General features: G+C 41.8%; 10 protein-coding genes and 1 other annotated feature. Of the genes, 1 reads left to right on the forward strand and 9 read right to left on the reverse strand.

What is annotated here, in order from left to right; translation table 11 throughout:
• Positions 1-112: 112 nt before the first annotated feature.
• The gene (locus tag NCY30_RS13695) at positions 113-2113 is read left to right on the forward strand and encodes an oxidoreductase (RefSeq protein ID WP_250818815.1); all 2001 of its coding nucleotides are present in this window, start codon (positions 113-115) and stop codon (positions 2111-2113) included.
• A 140-nt stretch (positions 2114-2253) separates the two neighbouring features.
• Here the strand turns inward: NCY30_RS13695 and NCY30_RS13700 are convergent, their stop codons facing one another.
• From NCY30_RS13700 to ilvB, 9 genes are all read right to left on the reverse strand, one after another.
• Positions 2254-2913, reverse strand: a complete 660-nt coding sequence (locus tag NCY30_RS13700) for an ABC-2 transporter permease (RefSeq protein WP_250818816.1) — start codon at positions 2911-2913, stop codon at positions 2254-2256.
• Entirely contained in the window at positions 2910-3758 is an 849-nt protein-coding gene (locus tag NCY30_RS13705) for an ATP-binding cassette domain-containing protein (RefSeq protein WP_250818817.1), read from the reverse strand. The genes NCY30_RS13700 and NCY30_RS13705 overlap by 4 nt, the downstream gene beginning before the upstream one ends.
• A 4-nt stretch (positions 3759-3762) precedes the next feature.
• Complete coding sequence (locus tag NCY30_RS13710) at positions 3763-4134, reverse strand: GntR family transcriptional regulator (protein ID WP_022415020.1); 372 nt, start codon at positions 4132-4134, stop codon at positions 3763-3765.
• 248 nt (positions 4135-4382) lie between these two features.
• Positions 4383-5897 carry an APC family permease gene (locus NCY30_RS13715; RefSeq protein WP_006427059.1) on the reverse strand — a complete coding sequence of 505 codons (1515 nt, stop codon included), beginning with the start codon at positions 5895-5897 and terminating at the stop codon, positions 4383-4385.
• Between the two features lie 12 nt (positions 5898-5909).
• On the reverse strand, positions 5910-6515 hold the full coding sequence (locus NCY30_RS13720; RefSeq protein ID WP_006427060.1) for a cytidylate kinase-like family protein: 606 nt from the start codon (positions 6513-6515) through the stop codon (positions 5910-5912).
• A gap of 309 nt (positions 6516-6824) precedes the next feature.
• Positions 6825-9032 carry a SulP family inorganic anion transporter gene (locus NCY30_RS13725; RefSeq protein ID WP_006427061.1) on the reverse strand — a complete coding sequence of 736 codons (2208 nt, stop codon included), beginning with the start codon at positions 9030-9032 and terminating at the stop codon, positions 6825-6827.
• Between the two features lie 164 nt (positions 9033-9196).
• Positions 9197-10222, reverse strand: a complete 1026-nt coding sequence (locus NCY30_RS13730) for a branched-chain amino acid aminotransferase (RefSeq protein WP_195369166.1) — start codon at positions 10220-10222, stop codon at positions 9197-9199.
• A 138-nt stretch (positions 10223-10360) separates the two neighbouring features.
• Positions 10361-10873: an acetolactate synthase small subunit gene (ilvN, locus tag NCY30_RS13735; RefSeq protein ID WP_055214738.1), complete on the reverse strand. Its 513-nt coding sequence runs from the start codon at positions 10871-10873 to the stop codon at positions 10361-10363.
• Positions 10874-10895: 22 nt separating this feature from the next.
• On the reverse strand, positions 10896-12617 hold the full coding sequence (gene ilvB, locus NCY30_RS13740; RefSeq protein ID WP_250818818.1) for a biosynthetic-type acetolactate synthase large subunit: 1722 nt from the start codon (positions 12615-12617) through the stop codon (positions 10896-10898).
• 66 nt (positions 12618-12683) lie between these two features.
• Positions 12684-12971 (reverse strand) — a binding site (T-box leader).
• Between the last annotated feature and the right edge of the window lie 38 nt (positions 12972-13009).

Genomic DNA, 13009 nt, shown 5'->3' on the forward strand with positions numbered 1-13009 from the left:
TATCAACTTTCATAAAAATACTAATTTGTCTTTTATTTAACAAAATCATATAATCGAGGTATAGAGAGAAGTAACTCAAATACAATCAGATTTTAATGGAGGATAATAAACTATGAAAAACAATTTTCCACACGTATTCAGCCCTCTGACAGTCAGAGGTATGACACTTAAAAACCGTGTTGTAATGATGCCTATGGGAAGTGACTTCGCCGGACATGATGGGGAACTGAGCGATGAACATATCAAATATTATGAGCTGCGTGCACGTGGCGGCACAGGGCTTATCATGGTTGAGAACGTCTGTGTAAAATATCCGGAAGGATCGAACGGAACTACACAGCTTCGTCTTGACAAGGACTGCTACATTCCACGCCTTTTTACATTAACGGAAGCCTGTCACAGACAGGGGGCTTTGATGGGAATTCAGATTAACCATGCCGGTGCTTCTGCAATGAGTTCAAGAATCGGCATGCAGCCGGTATCCGCTTCTCGTTTTCCATCCAAAGCCGGTGGAGAGATTCCTCGCGGACTTTCTAAAGAAGAGATTGAAAGTATTGCAAAAGATTATGGAACAGCTGCAAAGAGAGCTGTCAATGCCGGATTCGATGTTGTAGAGATCCACGCCGGACACTCTTACCTGATCAGCCAATTCTTATCTCCTACCACCAATGACCGTACAGATGAATTTGGAGGCTCTGCCAAAAACCGTGCCCGTTTCTGCCGTATGATAATTGACGAAGTTCGTAAGGCTGTCGGACCTAGAGTTCCTATTTCTTTACGTCTTAGTGTAGATGAGCTCGTCGAAGGCGGTAATACGGTAGAAGATTGTCTGGAATATCTCGAATATCTGAATGATGAAGTTGATATCTACGATACTTCAGCAGGACTGAATGCTTCTATCCAGTATCAGATCGATGCCAACTATCTGGAAGACGGATGGCGTTCATACATGGCAAAAGCCGTTCGCGATAAATTTGGAAAGCCAACGATCGCTATCGGAAATATCCGGGATCCTAAGATTGCCGATGATATCCTTGCAAGAGGCGACGCTGACCTGATCGGTATGGGACGTGGCCTGATTGCTGACCCAGACTGGTGTAATAAAGCACAGTATGGCGATGTATGTGATATCCGCAAATGTATCTCTTGTAATGTAGGATGTGTTGGTAACCGTATCGGCGGTAACAAACCACTTCGTTGTACAATCAACCCGGATCTGATCAACGGAGAAGCTTATAAGAAACAGAAAGTAAACAAACCATGCAACGTTGTAGTTGTCGGTGCCGGAACTGCAGGACTTGAGGCCGCATGCACTGCTGCAGAAGTCGGATGCAACGTTACATTATTAGAGAAAGAAAAAGAAGTTGGTGGTCTGTCTGTTGAGATTTCAAAGATTCCTGCAAAGAAGAGACTTGCTGATTTCCCAACCTACCTGAAACACCGTGCATCAAAACTTTCTAATCTGACAATCAAAACGGGAGTCGATGCAACTGTTGCTGAGATCAAAAAATACAAACCCGACCTTGTTGTAAACTCAACCGGTTCTGTACCGCTTCTTCCACCGATTGAAGGACTGCATGACAACCTTGGAAAGAAAGATGCCAGCGTTTATTCTATCAAGGATATGATTGCCAACTTAAAGAACTATCCGGAAGACATGACAGGCAAGAAAGTCGTAGTTGTCGGTGGTGGTGCTGTAGGACTTGACGTTGTTGAATTTTTTGCTCCACGCGGTGCTGAAACAACCATCATCGAAATGATGTCAATCATTGGAAACGGCCTGGATGCCTCTTCTACATCAAGCATGAAAGAATGCATGGAAAAACATCATGTCAGACAGATGACCAACACAGCTCTTCAGAAGGTAAATGCTCATTCCTTCCTCGTAAAATACGACGGAAAAGAAGAAGAACTTCCGTTTGACTATGGTTTCGTATGCCTCGGAATGAGAGCAAACGCTCCAATCTGGAATGACATTCAGGAAGCGTTCGTTGGCGAAGATGTTGAAGTTCTGAACATCGGTGACTCTTTCCGCGCAAGACGTATCATCGACGGAACAGATGCCGGACGCCACATGGTATTAAATACCCTTGAAAGATTAAACTATCTTTAAAATATTTCCCATAAAGGGTAACCCTTTCCAATATAGATATAAATACAAAAAAAGTCTCGGAGAATTATTTACTTATGATTCTCCGAGGCTTTTTCTACATTATAATTCTACCTTCTATTATGCTCAAAAGCGCACACGTATTAAAATTCTCTCTTCTCCATCACCCGCATAGAGATTATCATAGAAATCACACCAACGATAACCCATATGATCACAATAACTCCCAAAATTCCTTTGGTACCCAATTTATCCATCTGATTCAATATACGCTTTGCACTCTGTGCAAACTTTGTTCCTTTCGTGAATTCTTGCATCAATATTCCTAACGCAACAGCCAATAACACTATTGTAACTAACGCAATTCTTCCTCTTTCTGGTCCAAACTTTAACTGTGCCGGAAGTGCAACTGCAACCATCATTAATCCTGCTGTAACTCCACCGATACAACAACTCATCCAGTCATCCCACGCAATATTCCCTGTTTTTATCACAGCTGTAATGTACCACATGATCATGGATACTATCAAACCGATCAGAAGCAAAATTCCAGCAAAGAGATATTTTTCTTTTACATAATCTTTCTTTGTAATCGGTAAGGTAAATAAAAATGCAGAACCATTTTCATATTCATCATAACTGACTGTTGTAAGTGAAAGTAATGCCACCATGGAACATACATAAGCCACGCCAAACGCTTCGCTTCCATTTATCATAAAAACAATCACACACCCCGTTACTATTAACAGAAAATATACCTGACCTTTTAACAAACGAAAATCTTTTATCAATAATCCTTTCATATCTTTTCCCCCTGAATCATAATGATTATCAGCTCATCAATGTTCCCTTTTTCGATTACTATTCCCGGATAATTTTCCTGATAAAACTGTTTCTGGTCCGTAAGACATCTGTATCCAAATGTATCTTTATGCTTTTTCAAAATATACGTATGATCCAGTCCCTGATACTGTTCTTTGGATACTTTCAAAACACCATATTCTTCCAGTAGACGGTCTGTTTCTTCATGCAGAACAATCTTTCCATTATCAATCATATACAGGTCATCGCAAAATCCTTCCAAGTCACTGGAAATATGTGAACTGATCAGAATACTTCTGCCCGGCGTCTCCATATATTCCCTTAACATATTAAGAATCTGTTCCCTTGCCACAACATCCAGTCCCGCCGTCGGTTCATCCAGGATCAATAGTTTCGCATCATGTGAAAGTGCTGCAAGAATCTGTAATTTTCTGTTCATACCAGTTGAAAATTCTTTGATTTTTTTCTTAAGCGGTAATTTAAACTTTTCACACTCTTTCAGGAACCATGCCTTATCAAATTTTTGATACATTGCATCAAATATCGGGATCAGGTCATTGATTGACAAATATCCGTTAAATCCACTTCCTGCCATTACCACACCAATCTGTTCCCGTTCTTCTTTTCCCAGTAATTCCGGAGTTTTTCCCAGAATTTCTATTTTTCCGGAATCACTTCTGATAAGCCCAAGCATTGCTTTAAATGCAGTGCTCTTTCCAGCTCCGTTCTGTCCGACCAGACCAGTAATCCAGCCCTCCTTAATCTCCATAGAACAATCCAGTTCAAAATCCTTATACTGCTTTTTTACCTTTTCAAGTTTTACCATCCTTTTAATCCTCCAAAACAATCTGAAACAATTCCCTGATCTCCTGATCACTCATGCCACAGCTTCTGCCTTTCCGGATGGCCATCTCCAAATCAGCTTCGACTTCTCTTTTCTTTTCTTCCAGCATCGTCTCCTGGTTCGCACAGGCAACGAAGCTGCCTTTCCCATGAACTGTAACAATGAATCCTTCTTCTTCCAGTCCATCATAGGCTTTCTTGACCGTCAGTGCACTGACTTTCAATTCCTTTGCAAATGTACGTACAGAAGGAAGTGCTGTATCTTCCTTCAATTCCCCATGCATGATTCTTTCTTTAATCTGTCCCATGATCTGTTCATAGATGGGCTGCATGGATGAGTGGTTGATGATTATGTTCATAACGTTATTCCTCCGTTATTAACAGTATATAACAGTGCAGAACTGTTGTCAACTGTTATATTCTGTTTATCGGTGTTTATGGTAAGTACTCACGGTTACGTCCTCCGTTTCATTCGTCATATCTTACGCATTCGATACACACAGAATAAAAAGCAACCAGGTCTTTCTGTGCATTCGCAGTCATGGCTGGAGTTGCACAGAAAGATCTGGTTGCTTTTTATGTAGATTCGGGTATCCAAAGTGATGAATTAAACACCAAGTACTACATCTATCGCATGATCAATTACCTCATCCAATTTCTCCTCATCTGCCTCCGGCATAAGCGTAGCAGAATCTTCATCGGAAATAAGCTCTACAAGACTTCCAAAGTCCTCTTTATATTTACTCTTACAAATTGCATAGAATACTACTCCAAGCAGACTCCATGCCACAACCATTCCCCATTCAGGGAGGATTAAGTTACCGCCGGATCCCGGAATGCAGTACATACACACCATGAATCCAGACATCAGAACCGCCATAGTTCCTACAAATTTGTAATGCTTTACTTTATACGGTCTTGGCATATCCGGTTCTTTTTTTCTCAGGATTAAAAATGATAAAGATACCATGCAGTAGGCCATACAGCAGCCAAAGTTTCCTGCATCACAGATCCAAACCATCATAACTCTTCCTGCAAATGGAGCCAGCATCGTAAGCACTCCGATCAGTATCAGTGCATTGATCGGTGTCTTATGTTTTGGATGCAGTTTTGAAAACATTTTTGGTATCATATAAGACTCTGCCATGGAATACATTGCACGTGATCCTCCGATCATAAACGAATTCCATGATGTAATAATTCCACACATTCCTCCAACAATAATTACCTTTGCCATAACAGATGTACGGAATGCCACAGCCATCGCATCTGCTGTTACAAGTCCGGTTCCTTTCTGTGATGCTGCAATTGCTCCGGAATCCAGAACCATACCTACAGCCAGAATAACGAACGAATAAAATATAACGGCGAGGATGACCGAAAGAATCAGCATTTTTCCGATCTTTTTCGGTGGAACATTGATTTCTTCCGATGCCTGCGGAATTACGTCAAATCCGATGAAATAAAATGGCGAAAGCACTGCTACACCAAGAACAGCTTTTACATTCGATACTCCGGTTGTTCCGGCAAATATCTGACCGTCCAGATTATCAACTGTTCCGTTGAGTACAGATGCAATGATCAGCAGGATTCCTGCGCCACCTATAATTACCGTTAAGATTGTCTGTAAGATCGCAGCTGTCTTCGCTCCCATAATATTAATGACCATGATCAGAAATGCTACTACGATCGCAACGATCAGCCAGGATGCATAGATATCAAACCCTGCTACTGTATAAAGGTATCCCTTTAAGAATCCAGGACACAGATATGTAATGATCGTTGGAAATGCACATGCTTCAAAACATGTAACACCGACATATCCAAGAATGATCGCCCATGTACACACGAATGAACCAACCGGACCCATTGCCCTGTGACTGAAGACATGTTCCCCTCCACACTGTGGCATAGCCGCCGTAAGCTCTGCATAAGTAAGACCTACGAAAAATATCATAACACCACCGATTGCAAATCCAAGTGCCGCGCCAACGACACCACCTTTTTCAATCCATCCTCCGGTCGATACAACCCAGCCCCATCCGATCATTGCACCAAATGCAATCACAAGAATGTCCCAGGCACTGAATACCTTGTCAAAATCTGATTTTTTCTTATTCATATAATCAACTCCTTACTGTTTTTCTACTTGTTTTGCAAGTGTCTCAATTAATCGGGCTGTTCCATCTACTCCCAGCAGACTACTGTCAATTAAGATATCTCTGTTATGTCGGTCTCCTCGGTTACTTCCGGTTAATGCCATGTGACGCTTATGGTACCTTTTATCCGTTTCAAGAATAATCTGTTTTGCTTCTTTCTCTGAAACCTTATGACTTTCCATTACATTTTTTATCCTTACTTCATCCGGCGAATAGATAAAGACTCTTAAAATCGGCTTATGTTCTTTTAGAATATAATCTGCGGAACGACCGATAATCACACAGGATTCTCTGTCCGACAACTTGCGGATAATCGTTTTCTGTACATGAATCGCACGTTTTGTAAGATCTGCGTATTGTGAAAACTCTCCTCGTTCCTCTCCTTCTGCACCTTTTCCAACAATTGTTACGCCTTCTTCGACCTTTTCCATGATTTCTCCGGGGATTCCAACTTCATGAATAATTGCATCTACTATATTTCTGTCATAAAACTGAAATCCCAGGTCTTCTGCTATTTTCCTTCCAATCTGATTTCCCTTTGCTCCATATTCGCATCCAATTGTAATTACCAAATGTGACATTGTCTCATCCCTTCTTCCATATATCTGATACTATCCTGTAAAAGATCACATTTTGTCATTTTTCATATCTATAACATACCCAGAACCTGCCATCGACAGCTCCTTGCGAATGCATGGGAGCAAAAAAGCGAAGTGACTCACTATCCTGTAAGCCTCTTCGCTTTCTATATCCCAAAGTATGCAAGAAAAGTTGCCATTGGCAAATTCTCTATGTCTATCTATTTAATTATCTTTTACAACACTATCACTGTACCACTGTAAATCATTTATGTCAACACATTTTTCAATCAGTGATTACTTTTTCTACCGTTACTCCTCTTCCTTCTCCCTGATCTGCACTTCCCACTCATGCAGTTTTCTGGCTGCCTCCGGATTCTGTTTTTCCAGGCGCTTTTCCAGTCTTTCCCGGCTCTTCTTCAAATGTTCTACAATTTCCGGATGATGTAATAACAGCTGTTGTTCGATCTTTCGTCTTCTCTTTTCAATCAACTGAAGGATCACTTTTCTGTCTCCTCTTAAATTCTCCGGAAGTTCATCCAAATGCATTTCCATTCGTCTTAAAATCTCATCTTCATCCAAAACGCCCAGCGAATGCCAGTTTTTGAGTTTCTCTTCGAACCCTACGTCTGCAAGTCTTTCCAGATCCGGAAGTTTGTGAATCTGTTCCATGACCTGGTGTACTTTCTTCTCCATTTCTTCAACCGCATCATCTCCAAATGCCCAGGCAAATTCTTCCAGCGTATTTTCCTCTTCTGCCGGAACCATCGCCTCATGTACCGCATGAACAGCCGCCGGTATCTCCAGCTGCCAAGGCATCCAGACCAAAGGGTCCCGCGCTTTATCTGCACCGGCGGTTGTTCCCATTGACGGAATGCCGGCATCCTGTAGCGCTGCAAGAATCGTTCTTCTAACCTTTCCTTCTTCAATCAGATGCCCGATCCCAAGTTTTCTCATCTGTTCATTCACATTTTCGGAATGTTCTGTAATGTAGAACTTTATTCCTTTCCTTTCAAAATTCTCTGCCATCATCTCCAGGCGATCTGCCGCCGTAATATCAATGCTGTTGATTGCTGCCGCATCTACGATCACAACCTTAGTATCTTCCTTAATACTGTTCTCAATATCTGTCTGGAAGACTTTTATATTTGCAAAGAACAGATTCTCGCTGAAACGGTATATCACTGTATGCCGGATCGGATATGCATTGCGGTTTCTCTTCAGATCATAATAGGCTTCTTTTCCAGGAATCATTCCCCGTAATGATCTCGGTGGATTTGTCGCTCGAAGCACTACCGCCACAAAGGACAGCAAAAGTCCGATTACCACACCATAGATAGTTCCAAAAACCAGCACGCTTACACATGCCGCCACAAAGATATAAAATTCATTACGGCTCACTCTGAACAGGCGTACTGCCAGATGCAGTTCTACTACATTCATCAGTGCAGAAATTACAATGGCTGTAAGGACCGGAACCGGCAGATAGCCGATAAACCCGGTTGCGCCAAGAAGAACCAGGGCCATTGTAATTGCTGCCACAACAGACACTGCCTGTGTCTTTCCTTCATACTGCTCATTCATAGATGTTCTGGATATACTTCCGTTCACCGGACAGCACCCTACACATGCCGCCGCGATATTTCCCATCGCACAGGCAAGGATTTCCTGATTCTCATCGATCTTATATCCGTTCTTCATTGCGAAATTATTCTCTGACAAAAGTGTCTCCGCCATTACAACTGCCGCGATCATCAAACTTCTTCCCAAAGCCTGTCTCAGATCAATTCCCACAAACCGGAAATGGACCAGTTTCGGAAGTCCTTTTCCCACCGCATCAAGAAGGACCACACCATATTCATCTACATGGAATATTCTGGTTGCCGCCACTCCGGCTGCCATGATAACAATTGCCATTGGAAATTTCGGTATCATTTTTCCTGCCACACGAAGCAATATCAGCGCACCTGCACCAAGTATCACTGACAACCAGTTAATCTCTTTACCGGTCTGTGCAATATGTCTGATAAGTTCCGGAAGTTCCCCGGATCCGGCTTTCCCGCCTAATATCTTCGGGATCTGCATTAAAATGATCGTAAGCGCAATCCCACTGATAAATCCGCCCATAACCGGTGTTGATATAAAGTCCACGATTCTTCCTGCTTTCAAAAAGTAAAACAACAATAGCCATATTCCCGTAAGAAGTGCGATCACAGGCACATACTGTATTGCCTCTTTACTTCCGTTTTCTATTCCAAGCGACACAAGTGCTGCCCCAACAATCGCTGCCGGTGCCGCATCCACCCCAAAGATAAACTGCCTGGACGTTGAAAATAATGCAAAGAACAGAATCGGGAACACCGAACCATATAGTCCATATACTGCCGGAAGTCCCGCAATCTGTGCATATCCCATTGAAATAGGAATGGACACCGCAGCCATAATAATCCCCGAAAAGATATCCTTGGGAAGATATTCTTTTTTATAATCTTTCAGTGTTGAAAATAATAAATCCTTCATACATCAAACCCTTTCACCTGATTATTCTTTCTATACTTTACACGCATTTTCAAAAAGAGGCAAGGTTCTGAGAAAATTCTCAGTTCCCTGCCTCTTCTATAATATCTTCGTTTTATATCCGTTTCACCGGATGTCCGCCCTGATACTTTTTCTGGTATCTGGTATTAGCAGATCTTGCAAATCCATCCTTCCGGAGCTTCAATATGTCCCATCTGGATTCCTGTTAATGTCTCATACAGTTTCTTTGTAACAGGTCCCATCTCTTCCATTCCGCTTGGGAAGCAGATCTCTTTGCCGTGGTCAACGATCTTTCCTACAGGAGAGATAACTGCTGCTGTACCGCAAAGTCCACACTCTGCAAAATCACCAAGTTCATCTAAGTAAACTTCTCTTTCTTCTACTTCCAGTCCAAGATAATGCTCTGCAACATACATCAGAGAACGTCTTGTAATAGATGGAAGAATGGTAGATGATTTTGGTGTTACAACTTTGTTATCTTTTGTTACAAAGATGAAGTTAGCTCCACCAGTCTCTTCTACTTTCGTTCTTGTTGCTGCATCCAGATACATGTTCTCATCGTATCCTTCTTCATGTGCTGTTACGATTGCATGAAGGCTCATTGCATAGTTCAGTCCGGCTTTTACATGACCTGTTCCATGCGGTGCTGCACGGTCAAAATCAGAAACTTTAATAGTAATTGGTTTTGCTCCACCTTTGAAGTATGGTCCAACTGGTGTAGCAAATACACGGAACTGATATTCTTCTGCAGGTTTTACACCGATAACGGCACTGGAACCGAACATATATGGTCTTACATATAATGTTGCTCCTGATCCGTATGGCGGTACATAAGCTGCATTCGCTTTTACAACCTGTTTGATTGCATCTACAAATCTATCTTCCGGGAATACAGGCATTTCAAGTCTTGCTGCTGAATCTGCCATTCTTGCTGCATTCAGATCCGGGCGGAATGTTACGATATGACCATCTTCTGTGGTATACGCTTTCATTCCTTCAAAACATGTCTGTGCATACTGAAGTACGCCTGCACATTCACTGATCGTAATCTGGTCATCGGAGGTAAGTGTACCTTCATCCCATGCTCCATTTTTAAAATTGGAAACATATCTCTTGTCTGTCCTCATATAGCCAAATCCAATGTTTGACCAGTCAATATTTTTCTTCTCCATTTTGACTCCTCCGTCCTTTTAACAACTGTTTGATTTATCATCTTGTCCTATTATAATACTACTGTTTTCAAAATTCAAGAGTGCACTCTGTTTTTTTATTATACATTTTAATTTTCGATTTATTTCGACCGTGAATCTCTATCTTTCCATCATGCTGATCGATTCGATACCAACACTTCCTCCGCGCACAACTTCGATACTTTCAAACTCTTCTTTCATCAGTTTGATAACTGCATCATTCTTGGTCCCCGTCTGAACAAATTCCATGAGAACACTGTCTTTCCCATAGTCAATCACCTTCGCCTTGAACGTCTCTGCAATCTGGAAGCATTCCACTTTATCATCTTTCGTGCATTTACGTACTTTTACATATAAGATTTCTTTCATACGTACAAAGACATCCGTAAAATCAATTACTTTGATCACTTCAACCAGACGGTTCAGCTGCTTTTTGATCTGTTCAAATGTCTCATCATCGCTGACTGTCGCGATCGTCATTCTGGATACAGTCGGATCTTCTGTCGTACCGACAGTCAGACTGTCCAGATTATAAGATTTTCCGGAAAACAGACCGGAAATCTTTGACAGAACTCCCACCTGGTTCTCTACATATAATGAAATCCAGCGCTTTTTCATACCATTATTATTCATTATTTTATCTCCTTTCGTCTTCTTAACAATCCATGATCAGGTCTTCCAGTGTTCCACCTGGTTTTACCATCGGATACACCAGATCCTCCGGATCAATGTCGAACTCAAGGATATATGGGGTCTTTGTACTCTTCATTGCCTCTCTGAATGCAGGTTCGATATCTTCTTTCTTTGTAATATGAATTCCTTTTGCGCCATAGCTGTCAGCCAGCTTCATGAAATCCGGTGTATACGTCGGACACTCTACCTCTCCGCATTTTCCCCTGCAGGCTGCTCCGGAACGAAGACAGGTCATCGAATAACGCTTTCCATAGAACAATTTCTGCCACTGGCGTACCATACCCAGATTATTATTATTGAAGATACAACTGATGATCGGGAGTTCTTCAAGCACCGCTGTAGCGAGCTCCTGACTGTTCATCTGAAATCCTCCGTCTCCCGAAATTGAAATAACAGGCACATCCGGATTACCAATCTTCGCACCGATAGCTCCCGGCATACCATATCCCATAGTTCCAAGACCGCCGGACATCAGAAGTTTTTTCTTTTCCGTGATCTCGATAAACTGTGCCGTAAACATCTGATGCTGTCCAACATCTGTTACAATAATTGCCTCATCAAAGATACGGTTGATCGTTTCTATCACATCCTGTGGTGTCATGATTGGTTTCTTCTTCATCATCAGTGGATGTTCCTCTTTCCACTCTTCGATCGTCACAAGCCACTTCTTCGTCTCACACTCAGATACATATTCCAGCATTTTTGATACTGCCTCTTTTGCATCTGCCACGATAGGTACATCTACCTGTACGTTTTTTGAAATTGCAGCTGTATCAATATCAATATGTACAATCTGTGCATTTGGTGCAAATGAATGAAGCTTTCCGGTAATTCTGTCATTGAATCTGGTTCCTATCGAGAATAACAGATCACACTCATTTACCGCCATATTACACGCATATGCGCCATGCATTCCAAGATTACCAATATATAAAGGATGTGTCGTCGAAATCGCTCCACGTCCCATAACAGTTGTGACTACCGGAACGTTCGTCATGTCAACCAGTTTTGTAAATTCTTCATTGGCATGTGCGATATTAACGCCTCCTCCGGCAAGGAATAATGGTTTCTTTGCTTTTGAAAGCATCTTGATCGCACGTTTTAACTGTCCTACATGAACATGTGTATTCGGTTTATATCCCCGGATATTTACCTCCTTCGGATATTCGGCATTTCCAAGTTCGCCCATCACATCTTTTGGAAGATCGATCAGTACCGGGCCCGGCCTTCCTGTTCTTGCAATATAAAAAGCTTCTTTAATAATACGTCCCAGATCTTCTCTGTTTCTTACTGTTACACCATACTTTGTGATACTTCTGGTAATTCCTACGATATCAACTTCCTGAAATGCATCATTACCGATCAGGTGTCTGGATACCTGACCTGTAAAGCATACAAGCGGTACACTGTCGTAATATGCTGTTGCAAGTCCTGTTACAAGATTCGTTGCTCCAGGTCCGCTCGTAACAAGACATACACCTACTTTTCCCGTTGATCTTGCATAAGCATCTGCTTCATGCACCAATGCCACTTCCTGCCTTGGAAGGATCACCTTTGTATAATCCTGTTTATAAAGTTCGTCACTGATGTCAATTGTACAGGCTCCCGGATAACCGAATATTGTATCCACCTGCTCTTCACTCAGTGCTTTTACCAGTAATTTATTGCCACTGATCTTCTTCATATACTACCTCCTTGAAATCTGATCATTTTCATACCGGATATAATAAAAAAACACCCCAAGCTGTCAGCTCAGGGCGAATATTACATCCGTGTTACCACCTAAATTCAGAAATTACTTTCTGCTCTCTGTTCAGTACAGGAACGTTTTCCTTATCCTGGTTTCACTTTCCGATACTGCCTCCCTGATAACGCTGGGACTGCGTTGAAGTCTACTCAGATATTCTTACACTTTATCTATATCCTTTCGGTTCACAGCTCAAAGGCTACTTCCATAAATCCTTCACGAAGACTTGCACCTTCCGTCTTCTCTCTTTGCTTCGGGAATCTATGTACTCCTCCTTGTCATAGCATTCACTGAATATTTATAAAATATTATATGTGATATTCTACAAT

The sequence above is a fragment of the Dorea sp. MB18-49 genome (assembly GCF_023669465.1).
Lineage (GTDB): Bacteria > Bacillota > Clostridia > Lachnospirales > Lachnospiraceae > Dorea_A > Dorea_A longicatena.

Bases quoted from the DNA above. Each gene is read 5' to 3' on its own strand.
- NCY30_RS13695 (WP_250818815.1), top strand. From the start codon at position 113: ATGAAAAACAATTTTCCACACGTATTCAGCCCTCTGACAGTCAGAGGT.
- NCY30_RS13700 (WP_250818816.1), bottom strand. From the start codon at position 2,913: ATGAAAGGATTATTGATAAAAGATTTTCGTTTGTTAAAAGGTCAGGTA.
- NCY30_RS13705 (WP_250818817.1), bottom strand. From the start codon at position 3,758: ATGGTAAAACTTGAAAAGGTAAAAAAGCAGTATAAGGATTTTGAACTG.
- NCY30_RS13710 (WP_022415020.1), bottom strand. From the start codon at position 4,134: ATGAACATAATCATCAACCACTCATCCATGCAGCCCATCTATGAACAG.
- NCY30_RS13715 (WP_006427059.1), bottom strand. From the start codon at position 5,897: ATGAATAAGAAAAAATCAGATTTTGACAAGGTATTCAGTGCCTGGGAC.
- NCY30_RS13720 (WP_006427060.1), bottom strand. From the start codon at position 6,515: ATGTCACATTTGGTAATTACAATTGGATGCGAATATGGAGCAAAGGGA.
- NCY30_RS13725 (WP_006427061.1), bottom strand. From the start codon at position 9,032: ATGAAGGATTTATTATTTTCAACACTGAAAGATTATAAAAAAGAATAT.
- NCY30_RS13730 (WP_195369166.1), bottom strand. From the start codon at position 10,222: ATGGAGAAGAAAAATATTGACTGGTCAAACATTGGATTTGGCTATATG.
- ilvN (WP_055214738.1), bottom strand. From the start codon at position 10,873: ATGAATAATAATGGTATGAAAAAGCGCTGGATTTCATTATATGTAGAG.
- ilvB (WP_250818818.1), bottom strand. From the start codon at position 12,617: ATGAAGAAGATCAGTGGCAATAAATTACTGGTAAAAGCACTGAGTGAA.